General features: G+C 46.6%; 15 protein-coding genes, 1 tRNA gene and 1 pseudogene. 9 read left to right on the top strand and 8 right to left on the bottom strand.

Annotation, left to right across the window (positions count from 1 at the left end; translation table 11 throughout):
• Nucleotides 1-80: 80 nt before the first annotated feature.
• Entirely contained in the window at nucleotides 81-1,907 is a 1,827-nt protein-coding gene (locus tag R4537_RS13800) for an L-tyrosine/L-tryptophan isonitrile synthase family protein (protein ID WP_071178474.1), read from the bottom strand.
• A 358-nt stretch (nucleotides 1,908-2,265) separates the two neighbouring features.
• On the opposite strand from R4537_RS13800, the gene R4537_RS13795 reads away from it, so the two are divergent.
• Nucleotides 2,266-3,156 carry a LysR family transcriptional regulator gene (locus R4537_RS13795; protein ID WP_000931266.1) on the top strand — a complete coding sequence of 297 codons (891 nt, stop codon included), beginning with the start codon at nucleotides 2,266-2,268 and terminating at the stop codon, nucleotides 3,154-3,156.
• 130 nt (nucleotides 3,157-3,286) lie between these two features.
• On the opposite strand, the gene R4537_RS13790 is transcribed toward R4537_RS13795, so the two are convergent.
• A complete protein-coding gene (locus tag R4537_RS13790) occupies nucleotides 3,287-4,750 on the bottom strand; it encodes an FAD-binding protein (RefSeq protein ID WP_071178473.1) in 1,464 nt (487 codons plus the stop codon).
• Complete coding sequence (locus R4537_RS13785) at nucleotides 4,735-5,583, bottom strand: TauD/TfdA dioxygenase family protein (RefSeq protein WP_001146421.1); 849 nt, start codon at nucleotides 5,581-5,583, stop codon at nucleotides 4,735-4,737. The genes R4537_RS13790 and R4537_RS13785 overlap by 16 nt, the downstream gene beginning before the upstream one ends.
• Nucleotides 5,584-5,850: 267 nt before the next feature.
• Between R4537_RS13785 and R4537_RS13780 the strand changes: the two genes are divergently transcribed.
• The gene (locus R4537_RS13780) at nucleotides 5,851-6,141 is read left to right on the top strand and encodes a hypothetical protein (protein ID WP_000633735.1); all 291 of its coding nucleotides are present in this window, start codon (nucleotides 5,851-5,853) and stop codon (nucleotides 6,139-6,141) included.
• Between the two features lie 169 nt (nucleotides 6,142-6,310).
• Here the strand turns inward: R4537_RS13780 and folD are convergent, their stop codons facing one another.
• Complete coding sequence (gene folD / locus R4537_RS13775) at nucleotides 6,311-7,171, bottom strand: bifunctional methylenetetrahydrofolate dehydrogenase/methenyltetrahydrofolate cyclohydrolase FolD (protein ID WP_000126770.1); 861 nt, start codon at nucleotides 7,169-7,171, stop codon at nucleotides 6,311-6,313.
• Between the two features lie 201 nt (nucleotides 7,172-7,372).
• Here folD and R4537_RS13770 point away from each other — a divergent pair.
• The 3 genes from R4537_RS13770 to R4537_RS13760 all read left to right on the top strand — a co-directional run bounded on the left by R4537_RS13770 (nucleotide 7,373) and on the right by R4537_RS13760 (nucleotide 9,095).
• Nucleotides 7,373-7,449: transfer RNA gene (locus tag R4537_RS13770), tRNA-Arg, on the top strand.
• Entirely contained in the window at nucleotides 7,416-7,781 is a 366-nt protein-coding gene (locus R4537_RS13765; RefSeq protein WP_224217236.1) for an integrase, read from the top strand. The genes R4537_RS13770 and R4537_RS13765 overlap by 34 nt, the downstream gene beginning before the upstream one ends.
• Nucleotides 7,782-7,799: 18 nt before the next feature.
• Complete coding sequence (locus R4537_RS13760; protein ID WP_071178471.1) at nucleotides 7,800-9,095, top strand: OpgC domain-containing protein; 1,296 nt, start codon at nucleotides 7,800-7,802, stop codon at nucleotides 9,093-9,095.
• Between the two features lie 426 nt (nucleotides 9,096-9,521).
• On the opposite strand, the gene R4537_RS13755 is transcribed toward R4537_RS13760, so the two are convergent.
• The 3 genes and pseudogenes from R4537_RS13755 to R4537_RS13745 form a co-directional block, all read right to left on the bottom strand.
• Nucleotides 9,522-9,971: an acyl-CoA thioesterase gene (locus tag R4537_RS13755; protein WP_071178470.1), complete on the bottom strand. Its 450-nt coding sequence runs from the start codon at nucleotides 9,969-9,971 to the stop codon at nucleotides 9,522-9,524.
• Nucleotides 9,972-10,135: 164 nt separating this feature from the next.
• Nucleotides 10,136-10,288 (bottom strand): annotated as a pseudogene (locus R4537_RS13750) (GGDEF-domain containing protein); the annotation flags it as partial.
• Between the two features lie 134 nt (nucleotides 10,289-10,422).
• Nucleotides 10,423-10,884, bottom strand: a complete 462-nt coding sequence (locus tag R4537_RS13745) for a putative pterin-binding protein (RefSeq protein WP_000646483.1) — start codon at nucleotides 10,882-10,884, stop codon at nucleotides 10,423-10,425.
• A 568-nt stretch (nucleotides 10,885-11,452) separates the two neighbouring features.
• Here R4537_RS13745 and R4537_RS13740 point away from each other — a divergent pair.
• The 4 genes from R4537_RS13740 to R4537_RS13725 all read left to right on the top strand — a co-directional run bounded on the left by R4537_RS13740 (nucleotide 11,453) and on the right by R4537_RS13725 (nucleotide 16,247).
• Nucleotides 11,453-12,922, top strand: coding sequence for a protein adenylyltransferase SelO (locus R4537_RS13740; RefSeq protein WP_071178468.1), 1,470 nt, complete (start codon nucleotides 11,453-11,455; stop codon nucleotides 12,920-12,922).
• A gap of 231 nt (nucleotides 12,923-13,153) precedes the next feature.
• Nucleotides 13,154-14,152: a TRAP transporter solute-binding subunit DctP gene (gene dctP / locus R4537_RS13735; protein ID WP_000476112.1), complete on the top strand. Its 999-nt coding sequence runs from the start codon at nucleotides 13,154-13,156 to the stop codon at nucleotides 14,150-14,152.
• Nucleotides 14,153-14,219: 67 nt separating this feature from the next.
• Nucleotides 14,220-14,882 carry a TRAP transporter small permease gene (locus R4537_RS13730; protein ID WP_000438260.1) on the top strand — a complete coding sequence of 221 codons (663 nt, stop codon included), beginning with the start codon at nucleotides 14,220-14,222 and terminating at the stop codon, nucleotides 14,880-14,882.
• A 3-nt stretch (nucleotides 14,883-14,885) separates the two neighbouring features.
• Nucleotides 14,886-16,247 carry a TRAP transporter large permease gene (locus R4537_RS13725; protein WP_000257380.1) on the top strand — a complete coding sequence of 454 codons (1,362 nt, stop codon included), beginning with the start codon at nucleotides 14,886-14,888 and terminating at the stop codon, nucleotides 16,245-16,247.
• 115 nt (nucleotides 16,248-16,362) lie between these two features.
• Here R4537_RS13725 and R4537_RS13720 read toward each other — a convergent pair whose 3' ends face one another.
• The gene (locus tag R4537_RS13720) at nucleotides 16,363-17,703 is read right to left on the bottom strand and encodes a sigma-54-dependent transcriptional regulator (RefSeq protein WP_000332943.1); all 1,341 of its coding nucleotides are present in this window, start codon (nucleotides 17,701-17,703) and stop codon (nucleotides 16,363-16,365) included.

The raw sequence follows: 17,703 nt of genomic DNA, 5'->3' as shown, positions 1-17,703 counted from the left end.
ATAAGACAACACTAATAGAAAGCCGAGGCGAGTGCCTCGGCTTTTTGCGTTCTTAACCGACTTGCTGCTTTGGCTGAAGCCTAAGCCGAGGTGAGTTCAGCTTGTTCAACAATACGATTGTGCGGCTGCCAAGGTGAGTTGATTGAGTCTGGTTGTAGATGAATAGACCAGTATTCGTTATGCATCGAACTCGTATGGCTCGCTTGCAAGGTGGTTAAATTATTCACCAACAGCAAATCGCCGGTTTGTAGCCTGTACTCAAAGCAAACTCTTGGCTCATGACATAACGTGTTGAGGCGTTGATAGATCCGCGACTGCTCGGTTAATTCGCTGACCCCTTCTAAATGAGTGAGGTAGCCCTGCGCATGCTGAAAATCTTGCCAACGCAGCACATCTTGGCGTGATGTCGAACAGTAACGGACGAGGGGGTGTAAAGTATTCCCGCCATGTTCAGGTGAAAAGTTGCTGTAGTGCATGATGGTGTTACGCAGCTGTTCGCGCTCTTGACCGTTGATGGTCAGGACGGCGAGTGCAGCGTCAACCACGGTCCAAGTATTCGAGTCAGGGGATGCAACGCTGTAAACCGCGTACTCATGGGGGGTGTAATCTTCATATTGATAGCGATGTGGGTGTACGGCCATATAAGCGGGTGGGCAGGAGAGCTCCCAATGTAAAGGTTGCTCACCAGCACTGCCTTTGAAGGCTTGTACGCTAACCTCATAAGCCCAAGTGACGGCAGAACGGTGATTGAGGTACCAAGTTTGTAGCTGTTCAGAGTCAGCCAGTGGCGCAAAACCGCGCAGCAGAACCGAGCCAAATTCTTTGACCAGCTGGCTGAGCTCTTTGGGAAGTAGCATATCCAGTGAAGCGCGATTGGCTGGGCACTCTAAATACAACCCCGATTTTTCATGTTGTAATTCTGCCCGTATTTGGCGCAGCGCATGGGCGTGCACTTCATCGGCTGCGCTCAATTGCAGGTAACACCAAGGCTTGCCATCATGAGTGACAGGCAAGATCACCCCAGAACGTTTTAAGTGATTTTCTTTACTATCAATAATGAATTCGCCGCGGCTGGCATCAAACAACAAAGTACTGTGCCAAGGCGTTTTGAATTGGCGTTCATGGAACAGAAACAACGAGTATTTCTTACCTATCATCGGATGTTCATGAATGCTTAATCGAATGCAATCGGCAAATTTTTGCTGCAAGAAGTTATCCAGCGCTTTGCCCTGCACCATCATCCCCTTAGCGATATCCGCAAGGCGACGTCGGCGATCTTTGTATGAGAGAGGAGCAAGAACGAATTTCTGATCCTGATTCATGAACTTTTTCAAACCCAGATAGGTTTGATTCATCTTATTATTTTTTAATTTAAGTTCAGTGAAATTCTCTGCATAGTCAGGATCACCAAACTTCTCACGTAATCCATCAAAATATTCCGTGTCTTTCAGATCGGAAAATTCATCAAAATGTTCGAAATTGACAATTTTTAATGCATCACTGCAATTCATGTTTGCTACCATTTTACGCAGATTGTCTGAGTAATCATAATGGTGGTCTAAGTCGACGGAGATATAATCAGAGAATGTATGATAGTCAGAAAAGATATAAAACGTCACACCCGGTTCATAAACGGATTCAATGTCACGGATGCATTGAACAAACTTTCTTAAAACGACATATTCACCGAGATCGGGTGTATGGCTAAGTACTTTATCTAAGTTATTTGTTTTACAGGGGAAAGCGGGGAGGAGTAATTTAATTTTCTCTTGGCTATTTACAAATCTACGAATTTGACTTTTTAAGTGAGCAAGCCCGTTGTAACTGGCATTGCATTGTGCAATCAGTTGATTTAGAAGAATAAATGAGATCTTCTCCACATAGGTTTCTTGTTGAGCATCGAGCATAAATTTTCCTCATTCGTTGGATTGGTTGAATGCAATTCAACATATTCAATACGGTCGTTTTCTTGTTGAGTAATTTGTGCACAAATGAGAATGACATCTTGGCTCATTATTGAACCATTCATCAATAATTGGATAACGTATCTACTCATCTCACCGTACATCTACTCTAGGTGAATTAATTCCGCACATAGGAATTGGAATTAATGCCACAAATTCAAAAAATCGTTTGGTTATATGAAATCTGCTTGAAACCAATAAAAATTACTCATCTCTAACAGGCGGAATTATTATTTCTGCTATTCCTTGTACTGACTAGATAATGAAAATAGAACCCAAAGTTACTAATAAAGGAACAGTCATGCTAAATGAGTTAAAACGCATAGTGATATTCAATAAAGTGGTTGAGTGTGGTTCTTTTACTTGTGCAGCAGAAGCATTAGGTATGACCAAATCTAAGGTCAGTGAACAGATCACCGCTTTAGAAAAAACAGTGAATGTGCGCTTGCTAAACCGAACTACCCGTAAAATCAGTTTAACCACAGAGGGGGACACATTTTATCAACGCAGCCACGGATTATTGAATATTGCGGAGGAGGCGCTTTGCTCCGTTAACCACTTAGCGTCAGAAGTTTCCGGAACGATCCGCATTGGTACCACTATTGATGTCGGCACTTTTTTGCTCAACCCGCTACTGGCTGAGTTTTATAAGCAGTACCCTAAGGTGAATTTCGATATTCAGCTCGATGATGGACTGCAAGATTTGGTGGATTCTAATCTGGATATGGTGATCCGAATTGGTGAGCTGACGTCATCCTCTTTAGTTGGCCGTGTTATAGCGCCTTTTGAGTTAGGTATTTATGCCAGTCAAACCTATTTAGAGAACGCGCCGCCGATCCATACGATTCAGGATTTAGAGCAGCACGATTGGGTCTATCTCACACGCTTAAATCTGCCTAACCAAACCCTAACTTTAACCAATCAAGAGGGCGTACAACATCAGGTCAAATTCCATAGCAAACACAGCAGTAATTCTCCGCTTGGCGTCATGACCATGGTGCAAAATGGTTTGGGTGTGGGATCGATTGCCAGTTTTTTGATTGATAAGTTGCCTGATGCATCGCTGGTGCGATTGTTTCCGGACTTCTATCAGATCAGTACTACCATGAATATTCTTTACCCCAGTCGTAAAAATTTGCCGCCAAGGGTGCGTTTATTTATCGATTATCTGGTGGGAACATTGTGTGGTTAATGGAGAGTGTTTAAACAGGTAGAGCCAACGCGCAATGAGCCGCATGGGTGTGTCGATGGCTTGTAGTGCCGGGGAAAGTCACCAAGCCCGTTTAGGGCTTGATGAAGATCGAGTGAACGCAGGTATTGAACTAGTGAGATAAGTTGAATTCTGTCAACACACCTTCTGCCAACACACTGTGAACCTGATGCAGTGGAGTGACCCATTCGATGTAAGCATCAGGGCGAACCAATACCGCTTGTCCCGGATAAGGTGCGTGACGTGTCCAGTGTTGAGCATTTTCGGATTGGGTACCGATGCGGATCACATGTACATGCGGCGGCACGTCAACCACGCATTCGTCATCACTAAACAAGAACAGTGTCCATCTTGAGTAGTCAAGCAGTGAGTACAAACGAGTGATCTCAGTACCTTGATTGAGCACGAAATCCCACATTCGAGTGCCAGCTAAGCCTTCTTCGGAGTAGCGAATGCCCATTCCCGTGATATTACCTGAACGCTTTTCAACGATTTTTACGTAGTCTTGCGCATGGGTGTTGGTGGCTGAAAACTTCGTTGAGCGTACCAGTTCGCCGGAGCTGTCGATCACGCTCTGCGCCACTGGTTGACGTTCAGCGTGATAACTTTTCAATAAAGCAGGAGAGGCTTGACCTTTAATCACCATACTCAGTTTCCAGATCAGGTTAAATGCGTCAGCAACCCCAGTATTTAATCCTTGTCCACCGTTGACTGAGTGTACGTGACAGGCATCCCCTGCAAGGAAAACCCGGTCATCGACGCTGTAATGTTCTGCTACCGATTCTTTCACGGCAAATTGCGAGAACCAGACCACTTCTTTAAAACCCAATTGATGAGGTGCCATTGCCCGGTTAATTTTGGAGATAGCCTGCTCTAAGGTGAAATCGTGCGTATCCATACGGACATAAAAGCGATCGATTTCACCTTCGCGAGGGATCCATGCCACATCTGAGGTTTCTGCTTGGAACACAATAATTTCAGGGACTTTAGGAAAGTCACTGTCAATCACACCATCAATCACCGCCCAGATAATTTCGGGGCGCACAATGTGAAAAGGCACACTAAAATGACGACGCACAAAAGATTGAGACCCATCCGCACCAATCACAAAGCGCGATTGAATACGCTCACCATTGCTGAGATGAGTGAGGCAGCCTGCTTGATTGAGCTCGATATTGTCGACGCTTGTGTTGCGCCAAACGGGGGCATTCGCTTCAAGTAATTTCTTGTCCAACAGCTGCTCAACAAACGATTGACCTAACATCAAAAAGTGTTTGTGCAAGCAGCCTTCCAAGGCTTCCCACCAGCTCGATTGGCGCGAGATAAAATGGCCATTAGCCCAAACCGAGCTGGTATTACACGGCTTGCCTAAAGGGTAAAGATCATCAAAAAGCTTCGCGACTTCGAGCAGTTGTAAGGTGCGGGCATTTAACGCATCGGCGCGTCCGACTTGAAGTGGTTCGGCTGACTTATCAATGATCAGCGCGTTTAAACCGCAGCGCTGTGCTAAGTAGGCACTCATTAACCCAACTGGGCCTGCGCCGATAATGACGATGTCGGTTATTTTTGTGGACATTGGTACGACTCCAAGCTTGGATTGTTATAAGGAGGATTACTTAACACTTGCACACGACGAATGTGACGCGGCGTGTGAGAGGTAAAGCCTTCACGGCCATGGAGTAAGGAGAAGTTATCGGTGATCACTATGTCACCCGTTTGCCACTCATGAGCGTAGAAGTTACGTGGGTCGTACAGTGCACGGCGTAAACTTTTGTGAAACTCGATCGCTTGCTCAGGGGTAATTCCAGACAGTGATACATCAGGTGGATTGAGCAGGTCGCCATTTTCTTCAAAATGCGGCTCGTTGTAGCGTATTACTTGATAGTCTCGGTATGGATGCTGCATCACAATCGGGGAGACGGTTTTACTGTGGTAAAACTCCATTTTACGCTGGTAGTGTCCGGTGACTTGCTGCCAAAGCTCAAGATCTGGCTGAGGGGCGTTCTGTAAGGCCAGCATGGTATGACTGAAGGTCGTACGCCCGCCATGCCCCGGTAAAGGAGCCTTTACACACTGAAAGATTTGGTATTCAGGGACTTGTGGGCGATACATGCCATCCCAATGCATAGGCATGTAGCTGCTATCAAAAATGTGATCGCCAGGATCCTCTTTTTGTACCAGATCTAATACGCGCCCAAACGGCCAAACACTCACTTCTCCCCAACGTTCGCAGTAGTCCGCAAACTGCTCCGAATGTTCAAAGGTTTCAAAACCACGCAGTAACACAAGTTGTTCACGCAAAAAGAGTTCGCGTAACTCATCAATATCTAACTCATTGACATGAATCGGAGCATGTTTCGGTTCTACGATCACTCCAAACGGTTGCAGAGCAGTAATTTTGTACGGCATATCAATGGCCTCCAAAATGGGCTTAGGTTTTTCTTTTATCTAGTCCGATTATTTGTACAACCGCTGGAATTGACTAGATAACAAAAGAAGAACCGAGAGTTACCGATACGGGAACAGTCTCAGCGTTATTGAGGGGGGCTATAAATCTCAGGGAATTCAAACAGTGGTGTGTTGGATAATCGGTTAGAGATGATATTCACACCTCAAGTTCAATCGGTTGTTCTAAACTCAATAAGGTTCAACCGACGTTACGCTAGGAGGGAAAGTATGATCACAGTGCATAGACAGTATCGAGTAGCAGGTAAACCGCAGTTGCATGCTCATGTTGAAGTTAATCCGTTGGGAAAATTATCGGTTGATGTATTGGAAACGCATCAACATCATGTGGCTGAATTTGAGCAGGTTAAGTTTGAAAAACAGCAAGGCCATGTTCGAATCGTCAGTACTAATCAAAAACGGCCTTGGCAGATCGCACTAGAAGCGCCCGATGCTCAGGATTTGGAACATTTGATGCAAGATGCTACCAATGAATATGAACAGCTGATGACCGATCTCTAGCGGTTTTAGAAAGAGGTGATTGGTTGGAGTATAAAGCGCAAACAGAACGAAAGAGGTCAATCCATGCATAGTATTGACCTCTTACTGCTTCTCAGGTGTTAGTACAAGGCGTTAACACAAGGTGAGTGTGAATACCGCGACGCTTTGGCGTTGCAGATAGCCACCGTGGCTAACCTTGAGTGTGGAACTGCTCACACGCCATCATAGTGTTTTCAATCAAGCTTGCGACGGTCATAGGTCCTACACCACCGGGTACTGGAGTGATAAAACTTGCACGCGTACGGGCAACATCGTATTCCACATCGCCAACCAGCTTGCCAGTATCTAAGCGGTTAATGCCAACATCGACCACAACAGCACCTTCTTTAATCCATGCTCCCGGAATAAAGTTAGGTTTACCGACCGCGACCACCAAGATATCTGCTTGGCGAATATGGCCTTCGAGATCTTGAGTAAAGCGATGGCAAGTGGTGGTGGTACAGCCTGCCAAGAGTAGCTCTAACGTCATCGGACGACCGACAATGTTGGAAGCTCCCACAATCACCGCGTGTTTGCCGCGTAGTGGAATATTGTAGCGTTCAAGCAGAGTAATAATGCCTTTGGGTGTGCAAGAGCGCAGTTTCGGAATGCGCTGCGCCAAGCGACCGACGTTGTAAGGGTGGAAGCCATCCACATCTTTCTCTGGGTGAATACTTTCCAACACTTTGGTGGTATCCATACCCGCAGGTAACGGCAGTTGTACCAAAATGCCATCGATTTGCGGATCGTTATTGAGTTCTTCAACCAGTGACAGCAAGGCTTCTTCGCTAGCGGTGGCGGGTAAATCGAAAGATTTGGAGACAAAACCGACTTCTTCACAGGCACGGCGTTTACTGCCGACATACACTTGTGAAGCAGGATCTTCGCCCACCAACACAACCGCCAGTCCTGGGGCTCGTAACCCAGCTTGAACACGAGCTTTAACACGGGCTGCCACTTCTGAGCGCACCGTTTGCGAAATCAGCGTTCCATCAATATTTTGAGCAGTCATGACTTTCCTTACAGGTTTGGAGCGAAAATTTTTGCGCGCATTGTCGCAGATATTTTTGATAACATCCACAGGCAAACGTTTGCTTTGTTCTGTTTTTCGGCAGTTGAGATGAGATCGGTAAAATATTGCTCATTCGAAACAGAAAGTTAGACAAAGGCGTTGATCTAGCCCGTTTAACTCGTATAATCCTCACCCTGTAGCGCGCCCTTAGCTCAGTTGGATAGAGCACGTGCCTTCTAAGCATGTGGTCACAGGTTCGAATCCTGTAGGGCGTGCCATTATTTCAGACCCCAGCAAAGCTAATTTGCTGGGGTTTTTTATTGTCAGCCCTAAGCCATCGATTGTCGTGGTGATTGCTTTAAACTTTGTCGCGTTGGGTGGCGTGTTATTTGTGATTATTCATCACTATCATCATCAAGCTGTGCGGCCTCTCGTTTTTTTTTATATCCCCTATTTACAAAGCCATCAGGTGGTGCAAGGATCCGCGTGCTCAGGGAAAGGCAAGTCCCAACTAGATATCGCCATCCTGCCGTATTACCCAATATTTCAACTGCTTATCCGCATTTTTAGTCGACTTGGTATTTTTGTTACCGCCAATTTATTGGACTGAAAACGCAGGGAGATACCCATGAAACGCATCCCCGCATTGGACAGTATCCGAGGATTATTGTTGGTGCTGATCACCTTCAACCATCTTATCTGGTACAGCGGCGGTAAAACCATACTGCAAAAGATTACTCATGAGCCTGTAGGTGTGTTTGGTGCCGCTGAAGGTTTTATTTTCATGTCTGGACTACTGGCTGGCATGGTCTATAGCCGCCGTGAATACACTGACCGCCAAGCGGCTGGAAAAGTGTGGCATCGTGCGTTCATCATCTACAAATACCACATTGCAGGACTATTTATTGCCATGTTGTGGTTTTGGTTGGGCAGCCACTATTTTGCCGAACAAGTGAAAGTGTTTGGTGGCAGCTTTAGTAATCTGCCTACTATGCCTTTTATGACCATGTTGATGAGCTTCTTACTGCTCAATAAACCGGCCTATCTGGAAATTTTGCCACTCTATATCATGTATATGCTGCTATTCCCTCTAGCTTTATACGGGTTTCGTCGCGGTTATCTTAAATGGGTTCTTGCGCTGAGTGTGTTGATATGGGCAAGCAGTGGTTTGATTCAAGGCTCCATGCTCGTTCCGCTATTTAAGTGGCTTTCTGCAGAATACATTCCTGAGCTCGGTTACTTTGACCCTTTTGCTTGGCAATTGCTGTTTTTCTTTGGTGGTGCATTAGGTTATAGCAAGCGCCAAGGCGAGTTGGCGTGGTTCCATCCTAAATTGGTTTGGCTTTGTGCGGCGATAGCTTTGGTTATCTTTATGGCTTATCGCGATCTTTTATCGCCATTGGGTATCACTAAAAAGATGGTGTATGCCGCTTCTAGTAAGCCTGAGCTAGGATGGCTACGGGTGCTGAGCTTGAGTGTGTGGATCTACTTAATTTCTGTTGTAGTCCGCTTTTTCCCAACGGCATTAGTGTATGAACCGCTGAGCTATCTTGGCCGACATTCATTGCAAGTCTTTACTTGGCAAACTGTATTGGTTTTTATCACGGCACCTTGGCTGCTGACCACTCGCGACTCGGTTTGGCATACGGCGATTATTGTGCTGCTCTGTACAACATTGTGGATTCCCGCTTGGTTACAGACACAGCGCAAAGAGAAACCAATCAACTTGTCATCCGTTGTGGTAGCTTGTCTTTCATTGGTTTTAGTGATGACGACGAATTTCACCGCTTTCCCTCAATCGACAAAAAGTGACATAGTGGCGAGCAATGATGAGGTGGTTACCAATGCTTTACCTAGCAGTGAGATTTCTAATAATGATCTGCTGAGTGAACCGATGAGCGGTGATGAAACGCCAGTAAACTGATCCTGAGTAAGCTATCTTATTGTTCATATTATGCCGATGCTGTTTTTGGCAGCATCGGCTAACCCACTTGCTAATACTACTTGCGTATTTTTTCTGAGTCCGTTGCTTACCTGATATCCCTTCTTATGTCACCTAGCCTGAGAATTATCGTGTTAGTTCCATTAACAACAACTCCACAATATAGGCCGATTTGGAAATGCACAATCTTCAATTGAATGAGGCACTTTGAAGGATGCAGAATGTAACGTAATGATTTGATATGGTGAACAACTCTTTGAAAAGAGAAGATAATTTGGCGTTGAGCATTGGATGTCACAGCGTTGCAGATACTCACCGAGATAGTCACCAAGCAGGTTTGATAGCTTGGTGACTGTGCCCTTATCACCTGAAGTGGGAACGCGCTTTCACCTCAAGCACAGGGTTTGTCTATGCATCGTTAATCGAGGCAGATTCACCTTGTAGAGTGTGAATGGCTTCGAGCACTGTAGGCGGTAGCAAGGCTTTCTCACCCGTTTTAAAGTTAAACATCACAACCGTAGCGCGACCGATGGTAGTCACTTTACCAAGTTTTTGGCTCACCACTTGGTATTCCATGCTAAAGCGATCTGCTTGAACAGAGGTAATGCGTGAACCAATCAGCAGGGTATCGGGAAAAGTGACCGGAATTTTATAACGTGCTTGTGTCTCCGATAACACAGGGCCAATTTGGGTGCGTTGTAACTCTTCCATCAGCTTAAGATGACCGAAGTAATCTATTCGCGCGGTTTCAAAGTAGCGAAAGTAGACCACATTATTGACGTGTTGCAGCGCATCCATCTCTCCCCATGCGACCACAATTTTCGTGACCACAGGAAAATCGTTTAAAAGCGATTCCATGCCTTTTACTCGTGTTGTGATTAGAACAAATATTCTAACGGTAAATGGCTATTATAAGCTTGAACTTGTTAGCAAAACGTTAAGTTTCTCTGCTGTCGATGGTTTCGTTGATTAAGGGAGAGTGAGAGATTGAGTCAATCTTGTTGCATGGTATTACTAATGCATTACTCATTAATTTGCGTGGATAGCGAGGCATTCTCTGAGGAAAAATAGTGATAGCAAAAAGTGGCGAATTCGGTTTTAGTGATAGGACGAGAGAAATAGTAGCCTTGAAATTCATCTACCCCCAATTGTTTGAGCTGCTCCAATTGCGCCAAAGACCAAGCCGCCAGTTGGGTGTACTTGGTGAGCATATTATAAGTATTAGTAAAGCGAACCATGGCCCAGATTGACAGCAAGACCATGGCGAATACTAGCGTGAAAAATGCAAGTAGAGACTTCTTCATCGTCGTTAAGGAGTGATGATTTCTATACTGCTGATCTGCCAAACCATACGGCTGTGCAGTATTTCATTATCTAACTCGCCGCTACTACTGAGTGGATAGATTGACCAAATTGGTCCACGGTCACGGATCTGCATCGGTTTGCCATTATTTTGAATCGCGAAAACAGGGTTGTACTTCTCAATATCAGAATAAGGGATTTCGGCCCAATATTTGTTTAGGGCAATCACTTTAAGGTCGGCTTGTTTTACTCCCATCCAAGCTAATAATGCCTGAGCAGAAATGCCTTTAAACTCCGTATTACCTTGTGTCCACGGCGTTTCGGTGACGATAGTTAAATCACTGCGGGCTAACAGTTCTTGATAAGTGGCCGAAACGGTTTGCCCTTGATGGGTTATCGTGAGGATCGGTTCTTGTGCAAACAATTTGCTGCTGATTAACGCCAACAGCGTCAATAACATGGCCTTCATTGTTCTCATTGGTTGTCCCTTTATCGTGAGTGAGGTTTATATAGGTATAGGTAGCCCATTTCACGCGTGCAAGGTCGATCTTTAGTTTGAGACTAAAGTCGATTTCGCTCATCCCTTGGAAGAACTGGCGGCATCCCACTTTTGTCACAAAAAATTAACGTCTCAATCTCTTGCTGATTTTTCAAAGTTTCACCATATTGTCATTACCGTGTCATAAACATAAAGGTGAGGAGATCGATATGGAACACGTTGAAATGGTGCAACCTAGTGCGCTAGGTGTTGTGGGTCGTACGCTGGTGTTTTCCTTATTGGCATTAGGCTTCACCTTTATGCTGTTATAGCAACACCTAAGATTCACCAAAGCCGAAGCAGATTGCTTCGGCTTTTTTATCCGCGGGTTTTTATCCACTTGAGCTGCCTTCTAACACCTTTGGTAAGCATAGGAAGAAAGGGGACGTTGAGCGAGAGGTTCGGGTTATCTTTCTCCACAACGTCAGCACAATAAAACCTAGTGAAAAGGTCAAGTATTTGCTACCGTGCGAGCAAACCATTGATCGCGAGTCTAGTTATGTCAGTGTGGAATGCTGTTCATCTTAGCCGACGTTTTGCGGCGTTACCCCAAGCTTTTTATACCCCAGTTCATCCTCAGCCTTTGCAAAATGTACGTTGGGGGATGTGGAATGCTCGTTTGGCGCAACAATTTGGTTTGCCTGAAGCACCGAATGATGAGTTATTGTTATCGCTGTCAGGGCAGCAGTTACCTGCTGATTTTTATCCCATCGCAATGAAATATGCAGGTCATCAGTTTGGGGTGTATAACCCCGATTTAGGCGATGGTCGCGGTTTATTATTGGCGGAAATGGCGACCAAGCAAGGCGACGTGTTTGATATCCATCTCAAGGGCGCAGGGCTTACGCCTTATTCACGGATGGGTGATGGTCGTGCGGTGCTGCGCTCATCCCTTCGTGAATATTTGTGCAGTGAAGCGATGGCAGGACTCGGTATTGCCACAACCCGCGCATTAGCACTAATGAGTAGTGAAACGCCAGTCTATCGAGAGCGTGAAGAGCGCGGCGCACTCTTGGTGCGTTTAGCCCATACCCATGTGCGGTTTGGCCATTTCGAGCATTTCTTTTACACCGATCAGCATGCGAACCTGAAATTACTGGCAGATAAAGTCATCGAATGGCATTTCCCAGATTGCGTGCAAACATCGAAACCTTATGCGGCTTGGTTTTCGCAAGTGGTTGAGCGCACTGCACTGATGATTGCGCAGTGGCAAGCTTACGGCTTTAACCACGGGGTGATGAATACCGATAATATGTCGATTCTCGGGGAAACCTTTGATTATGGTCCCTTTGCCTTTTTGGATGACTACGATCCGAACTTCATCTGCAATCACTCGGATTATCAGGGACGATATGCCTTTGATCAGCAGCCACGCATTGGCCTTTGGAACCTCTCCGCATTAGCGCATGCACTGTCACCTTTGATCGACAAAGACGATTTAGAAGCCGCACTGGGGAGTTATTCTGAACGCCTCAATCTGCATTTCAGCCGTTTGATGCGCGCGAAACTCGGTTTAGCGACTCAGCAAGAGGGGGATGGTGAGCTGTTTGCTGATTTCTTCGCGCTACTGGCCAACAATCACACCGATTACACGCGCTTTTTACGCGAGCTCTCCTGTCTGGATCGGCAAGGAAACGAGGCGGTGATCGATTTGGTGTTAGATCGCGAAGCGGCTAAGGCTTGGATCGAGCGCTATCTTACCCGCGCTGCCCGTGAGCTTGGGCAAGATGGTCTGCCAATTAGCACCCGTGAGCGCTGCCAAGCCATGCGCCAAGTGAACCCGAAATACATCTTGCGTAACTACCTTGCGCAGCAAGCAATTGAGTTTGCTGAACGAGGCGATTTTGAGGAGATGCAACGCTTAGCCACTGTGTTGACTAGCCCTTATGCCGAGCATCCCGAATTTGAACGCTACGCAAAGTTACCGCCAGAATGGGGGAAAAAACTGGAGATCAGTTGTTCTTCCTAAGGCCTGTTACGTATGGGTGGAAAGTGACCCATTACTGAAATTGGATGGGTGGATTTCCACCCATTTTTTATGGCTGAAACCTCGAACACAAGAGAGGAATGCAATCACTGGTTTTACAAGTTACTGATTTTAAATAAATGTTAATTTTGTGTAATGAATGGCGCGCAAGTTGCTTTGGTATGGGTACGCAGTCCAATGATGGGCTGAAAAATCCAACCAAGGAGAATAAGAATGTTCAAGCCGCTTACCCTAATTGCCGCTTCTATCCTCGCTGTCACAAGCTTTAATGCTGCCGCTAATTGTGACCCAGGCGAAATCGTGATCAAGTTCAGCCATGTGACCAATACCGACAAACATCCGAAAGGGATTGCGGCATCACTGCTGGAAAAACGCGTCAACGAAGAGATGAACGGTAAAGCCTGTATGCAGGTCTTCCCTAACTCAACGCTGTACGATGATGACAAAGTGTTAGAAGCCCTGCTCAACGGCGACGTACAACTGGCGGCACCTTCGCTGTCTAAATTTGAAAAATTCACCAAAAAGTACCGTATTTTTGACCTGCCTTTCCTTTTTGAAGATGTGGATGCCGTTGACCGTTTCCAAAGTTCCGCCAAGGGCGAAGAGCTGAAAAATGCCATGACTCGCCGTGGTGTAAAAGGCTTGGAGTTCTGGCACAACGGGATGAAGCAGATCTCTGCCAACAAGCCAATTCTGGTGCCTGCGGATGCCAAAGGGTTGAAATTCCGTGTACAAGCGTCCGATGTGTTGGTGGCTCAGTTTGAGCAGATCGGTGCTAACCCACAGAAAATGTCGTTTGCGGAAACCTACGGCGGTTTACAGACCAAAGTCATTGATGGACAAGAAAATACTTGGTCAAACATCTACGGACAAAAGTACTTTGAAGTACAAGATGGCACCACCGAAACCAACCACGGCATTTTGGATTACCTCGTGGTGACCTCAAGTAAATGGTGGGATGGCTTACCTGCAGATGTTCGTGATCAGTTTGCCAAGATCCTCAATGAAGTCACGATTGAGCGCAACGCAGAATCCAACAAAGTGGAAGAGCTCAATAAGCAGTACATCATTGAAGCGGGCGGTGTCGTACGCACTCTGACTCCAGAGCAGCGTCAGCAATGGGTCGATGCACTCAAACCGGTATGGCAGAAGTTTGAGAAAGACATCGGTGCTGATCTGATTGAAGCCGCTCTGGCAGCTAACCAGAAGTAACCTTTATTTGGCCCCATCACGGTGGGGCCGTTTGTCTGTTCGTCACACTATTAGAGCGATGTATCACATGGAACAGTCATGGTTTTCAAGAGTCGGCCAGTTTACCGACTCGATTGAAGAATTTCTGATCGCGTTTTTTATGGGCGCGATGACGCTACTCACTTTTGCCAACGTCATCATGCGTTATCTATTCAACGACAATATTCTCTGGGCGCTTGAGGGAACAGTGTTTATGTTCGCTTGGATGGTGCTTGTCGGGGCTTCATTTGGGGTAAAACGCCACTTTCATATTGGTGTCGATGTGCTGATCAATATCGCACCAGCACGATTGCGTAAGCTGTATGCATTAGTTGCTGTGGCCTGTTGTTTGGCATTTTCAATCCTCTTACTGATCGGTTCTTGGAACTACTGGTACCCCTTTATTAGCGAACGTGCATGGTATGAAACTGATGATATTCCCATGCCTGAAATGCTGCAGTTTATGGCGGATTGGTTCAATGAAGGTGAGCGCTATGAAAAGCTGCCGCGTTTTATCCCTTATGCCGCTCTACCGATAGGTATGGCGCTGCTGACTTTCCGGTTTCTGCAGATCGCTTGGCAAATTCTCACTGGCAAACTGGATCGCATGATTGCCGGTCATGAAGCCGAAGAAGATTTAGAAGCACTGAAAGCAGAGCTTTCAGAAGCGGGTGAGGCAATGATGCCTAAGACTCAAGGCAAGGAGAAGTAAGCCATGGCCGTTGCACTGTTATTTATTCTGGTTATCGGCATGATGATTGTTGGCGTGCCGATTGCTATCTCGCTGGGCTTATCCAGTATTTTGTTCCTATTGTGGCACTCGGATGCCTCTTTAGCTTCGGTTGCACAAACCCTGTTTAACGCGTTTGCTGGCCACTACACTTTATTGGCGATCCCGTTTTTTATTCTCGCCTCAACGTTTATGTCTACTGGCGGTGTGGCTAAACGAATCATCCGTTTTGCGATTGCTATGGTTGGCTGGTTCCGCGGCGGTTTAGCGATTGCTTCTGTGGTCGCCTGTATGATGTTTGCGGCGCTCTCGGGCTCATCTCCGGCAACGGTGGTTGCCATCGGCAGTATCGTGATTGCGGGCATGGTCAAAAACGGCTACAGCAAAGAGTTTGCGGCGGGGGTGATTTGTAACGCAGGAACCTTGGGTATTTTGATCCCGCCTTCGATTGTGATGGTGGTGTACTCAGCGGCGACCAACGTTTCGGTTGGCCGCATGTTCTTAGGTGGTGTTGTCCCAGGCTTATTGGCTGGTCTAATGTTGATCATCGCGATTTACATTACCGCGCGGATAAAAAATCTACCCAAGCAGCCCTTTGTTGGCTGGAAAGAAGCGCTAAAAGCAGCCAAAGAAGCAAGCTGGGGCTTATTACTGGTGGTGATTATTCTCGGTGGGATCTACGGAGGGATCTTTACCCCAACAGAAGCGGCAGCTGTGGCGGCGGTGTACTCCTTTTTTATCGCCAACTTCATCTATCGTGATATGGGGCCGTTTGCGGATAAGACCAATACCAAACCGGTACTGGTCAAAGTAGTGGAAACCTTTGTCCACAAAGACACCAAAGCGACTTTGTATGATGCAGGTAAGCTGACCATCATGCTGATGTTCATCATTGCTAACGCGCTTATCTTAAAACATGTACTGACCGAAGAGCGCATCCCGCAGATGATCACCGAATCCATGCTGTCTGCTGGGCTTGGTCCAATTACCTTCTTGATTGTCGTGAACCTGATCTTGTTGGTGGGTGGTCAGTTTATGGAGCCATCGGGTCTTCTGGTTATCGTCGCTCCCTTGGTATTCCCGATTGCGATTGCACTGGGCATCGACCCTATCCATCTCGGCATCATGATGGTGGTGAACATGGAGATTGGCATGATCACGCCGCCCGTCGGCTTAAACCTGTTTGTGACCTCTGGGGTAGCCAAGATGTCGATGATGAATGTGGTTAAAGCTGCACTGCCTTGGGTGGGCGTCATGTTCCTCTTCCTCATTATTGTCACTTATGTGCCTTGGGTATCCACTTGGTTACCGACGCTCTTGATGGGGCCGGAAATCATCACTCGCTAGTGCTGAACGCTTAAGTCTGCAAATAACGACAAGCCCTTCGCATGCGAAGGGCTTGGTTTTTTTATGCCGACCTTAAATCTGAGACCTAGACTTTTAACCAGAACGCGGGATGGTGTTAGGGTTTGTAACTCTCTTTATCGAGCTGATATTTCTGCATTTTGTCATACAAGGTTTTACGTGGAAGGTGGAGACGCTCCATGGTGGCTTTAATGCTGCCACCACACTCAATCAGCGTCTGCTCCAAAATTGACTTCTCAAACTCCGCGACTTGTTCATTCAGTCCGAGTAATTTGGATTTTGGCTCATGGCTTTCAGCAAATTGCGCCAACTTACCGAGTAACACATAGCGCTCTGCGGCATTACGCAATTCCCGCACGTTGCCCGGCCAATCGTGACTAAGCAAGCTTTGCACATCGGAGGCCGTCAGTGCTGTAGCCGCTTTACCATAACGTGCGGCAGCGACCAGTAAGAAATGGTGGAAAAGGGCAGGAATGTCCTCTCTGCGCTCACGTAGCGGTGGGATCGTTAAGGTGACAATGTTGAGCCGATAGTAGAGATCTTGCCGAAATTTCCCTTCGGCAGCGGCTTGTTTTAAATCGATTTTAGTGGCGGCAATCACCCTAATATCAAGGGGGATGAGTTCATTCGAGCCAATCCGTTCGATCACTCGCTCTTGCAGCACACGCAGCAGCCGGATCTGCGCTTGCATCGGCATCGATTCAATCTCATCTAAAAACAGAGTGCCACCTTGAGCATGCTCAAACTTACCCACTCGACGGCTGTCTGCCCCCGTAAACGCGCCTTTTTCATGGCCGTACAGCTCGCTCTCAATCAAGTTCTCCGGCACCGCACCACAGTTAATCGCAACAAAATTCTGTTCACGGCGCGCGCTCTGTTCATGCAGTGAACGGGCAACCAACTCCTTGCCGGTTCCTGTTTCACCAAACAATAAAATATCCGCTTGGGTATCCGCGACTTGGGCAATGGTATCGCGCAGAGTTTGAATGGCGGCGGTTTCACCAATAATTCGCGGGCCTAAGGTTTGGCTGACTTTTAAACTGCGTTTTAGCTGACGGTTTTCCAAAGTAAGGCGACGTTTTTCGATGGCACGGTGTACCGTGTCAATCAACCTCTCAGGCGCGAAGGGCTTTTCAATAAAATCGTAAGCACCATCATGCATGGCTTTGACCGCCATCGAAATATCGCCATGTCCAGTGATAAGAATGACAGGCAGTTCACTGTCTTGATGTAATACGGAGCTCAGTAAATTCTGTCCACTTAAACCGGGTAAGCAGATATCACTGACGATCACCAATGGGAGTCCTTGCGCCTTGATTGCCAGCAGTGCCTCTTCGACACTGGCAAAAAACTGCGCGTTGAGGTCGGCCAATTCGAAACTTTGAGCGAGCGCAATGCGGATATCGCTCTCATCATCAATCAAAAATACATCACACAT

Origin of the sequence: Vibrio paracholerae (genome assembly GCF_037672085.1) — a bacterium.
GTDB lineage: Bacteria > Pseudomonadota > Gammaproteobacteria > Enterobacterales > Vibrionaceae > Vibrio > Vibrio cholerae.
The sequence above is the reverse complement of the archived record's forward strand: the minus strand, read 5'-3'. Positions and strand labels throughout refer to the sequence as shown.